The organism is Trichothermofontia sp. (genome assembly GCF_053493415.1).
On sequence record NZ_JBRCAD010000210.1, the window covers coordinates 1 to 10,114 of the forward strand.

The 10,114-nt window shown below is 56.1% G+C and carries 8 protein-coding genes; 2 read left to right on the forward strand and 6 right to left on the reverse strand.

The genetic code is table 11. The annotated features are described in order from the left end of the window. Nucleotides 1-127: 127 nt before the first annotated feature. The 5 genes from ACWIUF_RS18740 to ACWIUF_RS18760 all read right to left on the reverse strand — a co-directional run bounded on the left by ACWIUF_RS18740 (nt 128) and on the right by ACWIUF_RS18760 (nt 6,319). Nucleotides 128-862, reverse strand: a complete 735-nt coding sequence (locus tag ACWIUF_RS18740) for a S1 family peptidase (RefSeq protein ID WP_448574048.1) — start codon at nt 860-862, stop codon at nt 128-130. Then, nucleotides 855-1,490: a COP23 domain-containing protein gene (locus ACWIUF_RS18745; RefSeq protein WP_448574049.1), complete on the reverse strand. Its 636-nt coding sequence runs from the start codon at nt 1,488-1,490 to the stop codon at nt 855-857. The genes ACWIUF_RS18740 and ACWIUF_RS18745 overlap by 8 nt, the downstream gene beginning before the upstream one ends. 127 nt (nt 1,491-1,617) lie before the next feature. Beyond that, on the reverse strand, nt 1,618-2,586 hold the full coding sequence (locus ACWIUF_RS18750) for a peptidoglycan-binding domain-containing protein (protein ID WP_448574050.1): 969 nt from the start codon (nt 2,584-2,586) through the stop codon (nt 1,618-1,620). 53 nt (nt 2,587-2,639) lie between these two features. Further along, the gene (locus ACWIUF_RS18755; RefSeq protein ID WP_448574051.1) at nt 2,640-3,974 is read right to left on the reverse strand and encodes a peptidoglycan-binding domain-containing protein; all 1,335 of its coding nucleotides are present in this window, start codon (nt 3,972-3,974) and stop codon (nt 2,640-2,642) included. 176 nt (nt 3,975-4,150) lie between these two features. Continuing rightward, nucleotides 4,151-6,319: a peptidoglycan-binding protein gene (locus ACWIUF_RS18760; RefSeq protein WP_448574052.1), complete on the reverse strand. Its 2,169-nt coding sequence runs from the start codon at nt 6,317-6,319 to the stop codon at nt 4,151-4,153. 321 nt (nt 6,320-6,640) lie between these two features. Here ACWIUF_RS18760 and ACWIUF_RS18765 point away from each other — a divergent pair, with 321 nt between their 5' ends. After that, nucleotides 6,641-8,731: a hypothetical protein gene (locus ACWIUF_RS18765; RefSeq protein WP_448574053.1), complete on the forward strand. Its 2,091-nt coding sequence runs from the start codon at nt 6,641-6,643 to the stop codon at nt 8,729-8,731. Nucleotides 8,732-8,802: 71 nt separating this feature from the next. On the opposite strand, the gene ACWIUF_RS18770 is transcribed toward ACWIUF_RS18765, so the two are convergent. Continuing rightward, nucleotides 8,803-9,453 carry an L-threonylcarbamoyladenylate synthase gene (locus tag ACWIUF_RS18770; RefSeq protein WP_448574054.1) on the reverse strand — a complete coding sequence of 217 codons (651 nt, stop codon included), beginning with the start codon at nt 9,451-9,453 and terminating at the stop codon, nt 8,803-8,805. Nucleotides 9,454-9,789: 336 nt separating this feature from the next. Here ACWIUF_RS18770 and larC point away from each other — a divergent pair. Continuing rightward, a partial coding sequence (gene larC, locus ACWIUF_RS18775) for a nickel insertion protein (RefSeq protein ID WP_448574055.1) occupies nt 9,790-10,114 on the forward strand: 325 nt, incomplete at its 3' end.

Consider the following 10,114-nt stretch of genomic DNA (forward strand, 5'->3'; position numbering starts at 1 on the left):
GGACAAAGCTGCTTCAAGATCAATTTGACAAGCTTCGGGAATGAGGCTATCATAGAACATCATTTTTTATTTGTTAGAGGACAGAATACTGCATTCTGTCCCTTTTTTCCATCGCTTAACCTAACTTTCAACACTTCTGTACATAGGGATCACCCCACAACGCCTCCGCACGCATCCCATTAATCGCAATCAATTGCCCCTGAGCGTTAAGAACCGGCCCGCCGCTCATCCCTGACGTCACTGGATTGGTATATCCTAACTGATACCCCCCCGCTAAAGGTTTCGGGAGTAGCAATGAAATCTGGCCCCGCTGCCATGTAAATTTAGGCGCTTCCTCAGAATCGAACGCGATCGGAAATCCCGCCGCATAAACCACCTCCCCGATTTGTCCCCCACGGCCTAGCGGGCCAACGGGATACGCAACCTGGGGACTTGCAAACGCTAGAACGGCCAAATCATTACCCTTAAACGCAATATCCTCAATAGGCTGCGCCGGATAAACTTGACCATCATAGGTTTGCACCCAATAGGGACCTGGATCGGCCCGTAGCACATGGGCATTGGTCAGCACCCCATACACTGAACCTTGCCGCCGAATCACGATCGCCGATCCAATGGTTTGTCGAGTTGGCTCGCCAGCCATAACCTGGACACTAATCCGTTCCGCCAGTTGATACAGGTCCGTTTCCTGCCACTGCCCCGCATTCGTCATCCAGGTTAATTGGGAAAATTTCTGGCTAGTGAAGGTCGCACGGCTCCACGGGCAGGCCAGCATCGCACCCACACAAAAGCTACTGGATACCAGCCCCGTCAACAGAACCCGACAATAGCCCCAACTCCCCTGCATCATTAGCCTATTCATGCCCGACTGAGGGTTCCTCCCAGATCGGTCCTGGTGGCAACGGGATCGAAGCTTGGGGAACAGGCGGCAGCAGTTCCAGCAAAGGACGCAAGTCCCCATAAACCGCCTCACCCACGGGCGTAATCTCCAGCGGCACCCGATCCGCCTCTGGCATGCCAGAGAGGAAGATGGGCTGGCCATCAACCATCACCCGTTTTGTCAGTAAACGATCTAAAACCGCACTGGGATCGGTATAGGGTCTTAACGTTACGACCAAACCATTGGGCAGACAGTCCCCGCCATGATAGGCTGCCACACAGAGGGCAGGCTGGCCATTCGTCACCGCTGCCCGCAGATGATTCAGCGTGCCATTTTCATAGAAGCGTTGAAAACGGGCTGAAATCTCCTCACATCGGGATTGGGGATTCCACGGCTCCGGAAACGAATCATCTACCCATAAAATTAACGGGATATTCCCCCGTGAGACGGTCCGAGCAATCGTAGCTGGATGCCCCCGGTAGAGACCACAGAAAAATCGAGAGGCGGTGGATGCATTCGTCTGCGCCAGTCCCGGTAGGCTCGTTGCGGCCATTGCCCCCGAAACCAAGGTAGCGCTGAGAAGTGCCCTGATCGATCGTGGTAGAGTCATAGGTCTTCTGCCCACTGTCAGCAGTGTTGATGTAAGAGCTATGCCTAGTATTCCCGCGATCTAATCGTGACTAACATAACCATCGATAAAGTTTTTAAAAGATATTCGGACGTGTAGAGCCTTAGCCCTAGGAGGGCTGCGCATAACTTTGCCAAATATGCACAAATCGGGTGAGCGTTGTTTCTGGTAACTGACTTTGGAGCCAGAGGAGCGCGCGGGTTTGGTTAGGAAAACGATCGGGCTGATAAGACTGACAGAGATCCGGCAGTGAAACGGCAGTCGGTTGGGGCGATCGATACACCGGATACCAGGTTACATCCTGGAGCAACCGTTCCCAGGTGGTCATGTCCACCTCACCCGTGACAGGTAGTTGGTGGGTTTGCTGGAACGATCGCACCGCCGCCTCAGTTGCGGCCCCAAACTGGCCATCCTCCCGCACTAGGGGATGGGCACCCCGCACATTCAACAACAATTGCAACACCTTGACCGCCGAATTTTTATCCCCCAACTTCAGGTGGGGTTTACGCGTCGTATCCGACGGGGGTAACCGGCGAGACCGGGCCGCCAGGGCAGGCGACCATCGCAACAGGGCCGACCATGTGCGCTCATCAACCCGACCATCATCCGGCAACCCACACTGACGCTGGAAAAACACCAACGCATAATAGGTCCGTTCCCCAAACACCCCATCTTCCGCCAGGGGTGGAGTTGTGCCGCTAACATTTAACAAGGCTTGCAATTCCCGCACCAGCAAACCCTGATCGCCATAGACCAGCAGCAGGTGTCCGCTGGCTGTGCCACTAGGTAAAGGCGCGATCGGCTCCTCCCGCACAAAGTAGGCCAACAGGGCAGGATCAGAGAGGCGCGGTGTGGATGCCGTCCCGGCTTGTCGGAGGACCTCCCAGGTCTGTTCATTGACACAGCCATCCGCCACTAACCCCTGCTGTTGTTGCAGCGTGATCACCGCTACATAGGTTTGGTCGCCAAAATAACCATGCTCATCAATGCGGGGGACGATCGCGGCGCTATTAATCAGCCGTTGCAGTTCCCGGACTGCTGCTCCCTGATCACCGTACTTGAGGAGTGGATCTGGCATTCTGTTTACCCCAACTGGTGGAATTCAAAATTCAAAATTATACAATTGCCCGTCTACATAGCCTCGTCAGACCATAGGCGGGCAAACTCCTGGAGGACGGGGGCAGGCACTTGGGTCTGTAGCCATTCCAGAGCTGCCTGTTGATCAGGGGTGATGTTCGGATGAATTTGTTGATAGGCACGCAGCAGCGTCAGGGGTAGGGTAACCACCGTACTCGGCAGGGCCAGATCCGGACCTGGTGCCGACGTCAGAAGGGTGTCTGGGTGCGCGGCACGATCGGGCGGATAGAGGTGGGGATTGCGCCAGTAGGCCGCAAAGTCCTGGAGGATGGTTGCCGGAATTTGGGTTTGCAGCCATTGCAAGGCCTCGGTTTGGTGCGGGAGATCCTTGTAATAAGCAAAAATACTGACTAAATCGAGCGGGGGTTGGGCATCACTGGCATCAGCCCGATAGCGTTGGGCAAACTCACGGCAGGTGGCCACGGGTAGTTGGGACTGCAACCAGCGAATCGCATCCCCCTGGTGATAGCGTCCATAGAGATCACTGTGCTCCGGGCGGAAATAGCGGGCCACCTCAACCAGATCCACCTCACCCGCCAGCAACGGATCGGACATCGCCCACCAACGATCGTGGGGTTCGGCCAACAAGGCTTGCCAGGTACGATCGTCCACGATGCCCGTCACCTGGGCTGCACCAAACCGCTTCAACTGCAAGTCCCGCACCGCCTGCCCTGTCACTGCCTCAAATTCCCCATTGACCACCACCCGCCCGTAGCCGAATTTATATTTCAAGAGGCGCTGTAGCTGGTGTACGGGACCATCGTTAGCTGCCGTGTCCTGACTGCCGATCGCTAAATGGGGATACGGGTCATCCCCCATGCCGCTCTCGCTGGTCGGTGGCACCCTCACCTCGGATAGCCCGCCCCAAATTTCAGTCGCTGGCTGGGAAACCATTTCCCCTGGAGGATGCGGCGCGATTGCCGCAGGGATCGCTTCGCGCATCGCCACCTTGGGGGGCAAGGTCAGGGTACTCACATCCACCGAGTCCCGTTGCTGCCAAGCTTGCCGGAAAGTCGCCAGCAGGGCCGGAGCCTCGCTTAACAACTGTTGCTCTAGCCAATGGAGGGCCCCTTCGCGGTGGGCCGGAACGCCCGTAGGGGACTGCTGTTCCTGGCGATAGGTTTGGCACACCGTCAGAAGATCGATCGGGGGCGGTTGGAGGGCCGTGGTTTCGTGCCAGAGGCGGGCAAATTCCGCTAACACCGCCCCGGAGACCTGACTCGGATCATGCAAGTGGGTATTGAACCAACCCAGCAAAGCGGTTTGGGCTGGCGCACGATCGGGGTCATAGGTTTGGCAGACCTCAATCAAGCTAACAGGATCGGACATCGCACGGCACCTCACTGATCACCAGAACATTCCCCACTTGGCTATGGCCCACTCGGATACGGCTCCCTCGGATCTGGTTTCCCAACCCACCGCAGCTTTGTCCGCCAGGATCGGCTAACCAGACCAAGACTCACGCGGACCCTATGACCAACAGGATTAGGATAACGCTGGATCGGCTAGCTGGGACTCCCCTGACGGAGCCAGCGTTGCTGAAACTCCGTCAAGATTGCGGTTGGCAACTGTTGCGACAGCCATTGCAGGGCTTGTTGCTGACTAGCCGTGAGGACCGCTTCCCCCTGGGCATAGACATCCACCAGGGCAGGGACAGGCAGCGGTTTCGTCTCGCTAGGCATCAGGGGATCGGGTAAGGGCGATCGCCCGGATTCCTCCCTTACTGGCGGGGGACTGGATAACGCCACCAGTGCCGTGGGTAGGGTCAGATCCGTGGGGGGCGTGACGGCCAATAGGGGGGAAGGCTCGGTCGTATCTTGCCCCTGATCCTGGCCCATCAACGCCTCCCAAGCGGGCGGTGTCATTGCGGGTACTGACGGTGGAGCATCAGGCGCAGCCCCCGCTTGCGGGATCGCCCAGTCCGGAGGACTCAAATCCAGGATCACCCAATCCGGAGGACTCAAATCCTGGCCGACTGGCTGGGAATCGGTCGGTTCAGACGCCGTGGTAGGAGGTATCGCGAGATCCGGCATGGCTAGATTCAATACCGCCCGATCGGACACAAGCAGGTTGGGATCAGTCGTATCTTGTCCCATCAGCACTTCCCAGGTGGGCTGATCCACAACCCCCGTGGGCGGTAAATCATGACTATGCTGAAAGTTCAAAACCGCCTGGTAAGTCGCCTCATTAAACTGCCCATCAACCGTGAGCACATAACCATACTCATTCAAGAGCTGTTGGAGGTGGGCGATCGGGCCATTGGTGGTGGTATCCGTTTGCCCCTTTTGCAGCAAGGACATTGCGGTTAGGGGCGGAGCACCCACCTGGCCCGTGGGCGTGAGGGGCGCGAAGTTGACCAGTTCCAAGACCGGCTGGGGTAAGCCCGTGGCAGGCGTCGGCAAGGGTTCATCCCAATACAAGCGCGGGTCCGGCACCGGGGGCAAGGCTGCGTCAGGGTCCAGACTGGCGTCAAAGGCCCCCAACAGACTCAAGGGATCAAGGGGTTGGGCGGCAGCTTGCTCTAGGCGTGCCCAGGTTTGGGGACCCACTTCCCCCGGCGGATCGGTGAGGTCTGGGGATTGGGCTTGAAACTGGCGGACAGCCTGTTCCGTTGCCACGTCAAAAACACCGGTCAGAGGCACCCCGAACCCAACCACAAACAGCAGGCGTTGCAGTTGCCGAATGGGACCATTGGCGATCGCCTCATCATCTGCCGCGTGTAGCCGCAGCCAGGGATGCTCAGTGCGGGCAGGGCCGATCGTCCCCTGCTCAAAAGATAGGTCAAAGGAAACGAGGGATACATCCGCTGGCAGCGGGGGGGGGATGGGTTGAGCCGGGATGGGCGCCATTTGCGCAGCGCTCCCTGCGGCAATCGGGGCAACCGTCACAGCGGCGGGGGATAGCGTCCCAGGCTGACTCACATCCAGGCGATCGTCCCGGAACAGTTGTTCCCAATCCGCCGCGTTGATCACCCCATCCGCCAGGAGCGAGGGGTGAGTATTTTGGTAGGCCACCACCACATCATGTAATTCCTGGCTAAAGTGCCCATTCACCTCACCTTTGTAGTAACCCGAGTCTTGTAAAAACAGTTGTAGCTGTCGGATAGGGCCATCCTGGCTACCCTGGGGATCAGCATCCCCCAGCCGTAATTGGGGAAGCTGGCCCTGGTCATCGCGAAAGGGATAGGCGCGCCAAGTCTCGCTGTGGGGGGAAAAGTGGGCATAGTGTAATGAGCGCCACTGGGGAGACGTAGACCGCCCTGCCACCACCAGATCCGGTGGTAGATCCAGGTGAGTGCCTAGGGGACAGGGGGCAAGACTCGGCGGGGCCGGCGGGGCGGTGACCATATCTGGGGGAGGCATGAGTAGAGCTTCCCAGGTGCGATCGGCCACAACGCCCTCAGCTTCCCCTTCGGTATTAATTGGGGCTGGGAGAGCGCGTAGTTGGAAGTCCTTGACTGCGGTTAGGGTCAGCAGATCGAACTGGCCGCTAATCAGCACATAGTCATACCCGCGCTCGCTCAGGAGGCGTTGTAGGTGGCGCACAGGTCCATCCGCTGGATCGGGGTCAGCGCTCCCCAGCCGCAGTTCTGGCCTACCATGCGGGGTAAGGGGCCCCGGCCAAGAAGTATGGGTAAACTCTAGCGGGGACATTAAGGGCGAGGGATTGCTCATAGTGCCTTCCATCTGCGTAGGTGCAGCGCATCATGGCGCATTATGGCCCATGATCGGGTTGGATCTTTCTGATCCCTTAGTAGTCCTTAACATTTACGGGGCGATTGGCATAGAAACCTGGGAAAAAGTTAACAAATCGGGGGGCTGTCCCAACTAAATGATCGTTCGTTATTTTCTTAAGGTTTACGATCGGAAGGTTTACGATCGGATACAGGGTGGCAGGCCAGTTTTAGTGCTACACTCCAAGTCACGATCATCCCGGCTGATCACGCTAGGGAGTTCAGGCGGAAGCTTGGGAATTGGGAATTGGGAATTGGGAACATGGATCTGCCCTTAGTTATTGATATTGCGATCGGTCTTATCTTTCTCTATCTAATTCTGAGCCTACTGACTTCGGAATTACAAGAACTGTTGGGTACCCTGCTGCAATGGCGGGCAGTTCACCTCAAGGAGTCGATCGAAGGCTTATTAGCGGGGGGAAGTAGTTCACAACAACTGCGCTCGTCACGACAGTTGGCTAACCGTCTTTACAATAGCCCGCTGATTAGAACCCTGAATCAGGAAGCCAAGGGATTTTTCTTACCCGTAACACGAGGACTCGGTAACCTGTGGTATCGGATTTTCAAGGTATTTGGTGAGGATGACGAGGGGCATATCAAAACGAGTGGACCATCCTATATTGCCAGTCAGTCCTTTGCGGTGAGTTTGATGGAAACTTTGGGAATACCGCAAATAACGGTGCTGCTGAGTATCCTCAGACTGAAAAACTTTATTCACGGTCAAATTATTACCAAGGTTGAGAATGAGGCTCTCCGCCAACGGTTGCAATCACGATTTCAGACAATTGTCAGTGACTATGAGCAGCAACATACAGATTTAAACACAACGGTTCATCGTATTGTTGAAGTCTGCGATCGCTTTGGTCATCTGGCGATGACTCCCCACCCTGATCAACTGGCACTTCAGGTTGAGCAACTGAATCAAAGTGAAAACTTGAACCTAACGGTGACCGATATTTTACAATTCCGTGCTCTCCGGGAGGGGGTTTTTGGCCTACCCAATAGTACGACTGAAATTGAGGTCATTATCCGTTACCTCCAACCCACGCTCTTAGATTTGGTCAACCTCATTCGCAACTATGCCAAGGTGGATGAATTTTGGCAACGGTATGGCGCGATTCGCCATGAGGTCAGTCAGCGTCTGCTCCGGGAGGAAACCCTAGCGGCGATTCGTCGCTTCGTCAGCGAGGTCAGTGCCTCACCCCAGATGACGGATGAACAACGATCGGCAGTGCTCAAGGATATCCTCATGGTGGAAACCCGGATGGATGAGTTCTTTCGGGAACTGCCAGTCACCCTGGTGGATGTGCCCTATCGCAGCTTATTAGATCAGGCGATCGCGCCCATTCGTGCCAACCTCAACCGTCCGGAGTGGGGGGATTGGATTGTGGATGAGATCATGAAACGGCTCAATACCCACCACATTGATGCCACACGGGCTAAGTATGAACAAGCGGAGCTAAAGAATTATATTGATTCCCTAGTGGATCTGTTGCCCGCAATGCGCCAGGACTTCCTCACCTTTGCCAATCTTCTGGCCCAACAGGGTGGGCCGGAGGTGCAAAGCCTGCGGAACTTGTTAGTCACGTTTCTGGAACCCCTGGAAAAAAGTGGCGAACTGAATAACTGTCTGAAGGAAAACCTGTTTATTTTGGCAGAACAGGCCCATTTGAAAGCCGTCGGCATTCGCGGTGAGTTAACCCAGTTTCAGCACGAAATTGAAAACTGGTTCGATCGTGCCTTGGAACGGGCCGGTGGGGTCTATAAACGGAATGCCAAACTGGTGGCGATTTGCTTGGGCATCTTAACCGCGATCGCCGTCAATGCCGATAGTATCCATATGGTCACCCGATTATCTGCGGACTCAGTCTTGCGCAATGATCTGGTGGCGATCGCAGCGGAAAGTGCAAGCAACAATCCCGACATTTCGATGTGCTTAAGTCTCCCTCCCAAGGCTTTAACTGAGGATGGCCTCGCAACCGACGATTGGGCTACGCTACGCCAGCAGTTTCGTCCCAATCTATCCCCTGCGAATAATGAGCAAGCGTTTAAAGACCTCGTTAATACGACATGCCCCCCGATTTTGGATAGCATCAGTAACGTGGCCAGCAAATTAGCATTGCCGATCGGCTGGGGCGATGAAAATCGACTCCAGCAACGGCAAGACGCCCAACGTGGCATCTGGGCGGGGATCTGGCCTGCTCGCTATGCCCTGGGCTGGCTGATTACAGGGATTGCCCTCTCGATGGGATCGAGCTTCTGGTATGACTTGTTGGGACGGGTCATCTCGGTGCGAAACACGGGCGGTAAACCGCCTGCCCCAGCCCCGAAAACAGAGCGGACATCAGGATAATCAGGATAATCAGGATAGACTTCAGCTAACTTCACTAGCTCGCAAAGCAGTTATGTTGTGATCGGCTGAACTTAGCTAACCAGTATCCACTCGGCGATCGCTTCCCAGCCCAACCCCTGCCGCACAACTGTCGGCTCATCTTGAGTAAGGTCAACGATCGTCGAAACCTCAAACCCCGGTTCCGTATCGCTATCAACAATCACATCCACCAGTTTTTCCAGGTGGTCAAACAATTCAAACCGCGAACAGTGACCGTCTTTGGTACGACCATCCTCAGACAAGGTATGGGCGGACGTGGAAATCACGGGGTTACCCAGGGCATCCACCAGTGCTCGACAAATGGCATGATCGGGGACGCGAATGCCTGTGGTTTTCCGTTTCGGTTCCATCACCAGCCGCGGGACTAGCTTCGTGGCAGGCAGCAGAAATGTATAGGGACCGGGGACCAACCGTCGCATCAACCGATAGGCCCCATCCTGCACCCAAGCATAGTGGGCCACATTCGACAGGGAGGAGCACAGAAACGTCAAGGGCTTATTATTATCCAGGCGTTTGATCCGCCGCACTTGCTCCACCGCCGACTTCACGGTTAAGTCACAGCCGATCGCGTAGACCGTATCCGTCGGATAGAGCATCACCGCTCCCGATCGCAGTTCATCCCGGATTTGCTCAATCAGCCGGGGTTGCGGGTTCTCAGGATGAACATGGAAAAGAGTGGCCATGAATAATTATGGTAAGAAAAGTATCGGGAAGCCTTCCCCCAGTATTAGATGATGGGAGATCAAGCGTCAATCCAGATCTAACCGCCTAGATCGCTAGTACCCGATCGTCAACCCTCGGTAATTCTGGCTCCGAAATCGCCCATTGCTAGTACAGTGAACATCAAGTTTCGCACTGTTAGGCGTCACGACTCTAGTCGTTGCGGGCTAGAACCACCCCTAATAAACCTTGCCTAAATCAGGCGCGGCACGCGTCCCCAGGCGACTGCCACCCAGCTAACGCTGCTAGTTTGCCATCACACCCTTGGCAGCGAACGTATCCTCTGTCCCTTGCCAATTATGCCCATTGCCTATTTTGACTGTCCAACCGGAATTGCGGGTGATATGTGTTTAGGTGCCCTGGTCAGCGCTGGGGTCCCGTTGACCTACTTAGCCGATCGCCTGCGATCGCTCGGTATTGCGGATGAATATCACTTGGGGGCGGTGTCTGTCCAGCAGCAAGGCCAACAGGCCACCCAGGTCCAGGTCACACTCCGCCATCCTCTAGGCCCCGCTGCCCCGCCGCCAGTCGGCGGCCACGATCGTCCTCCCTCAACCATGATCCCCGCTACGGCCCCCTCAGATACCCCCTCAGCGGCAGTAGGCGATGCTTCCGATCACTCCC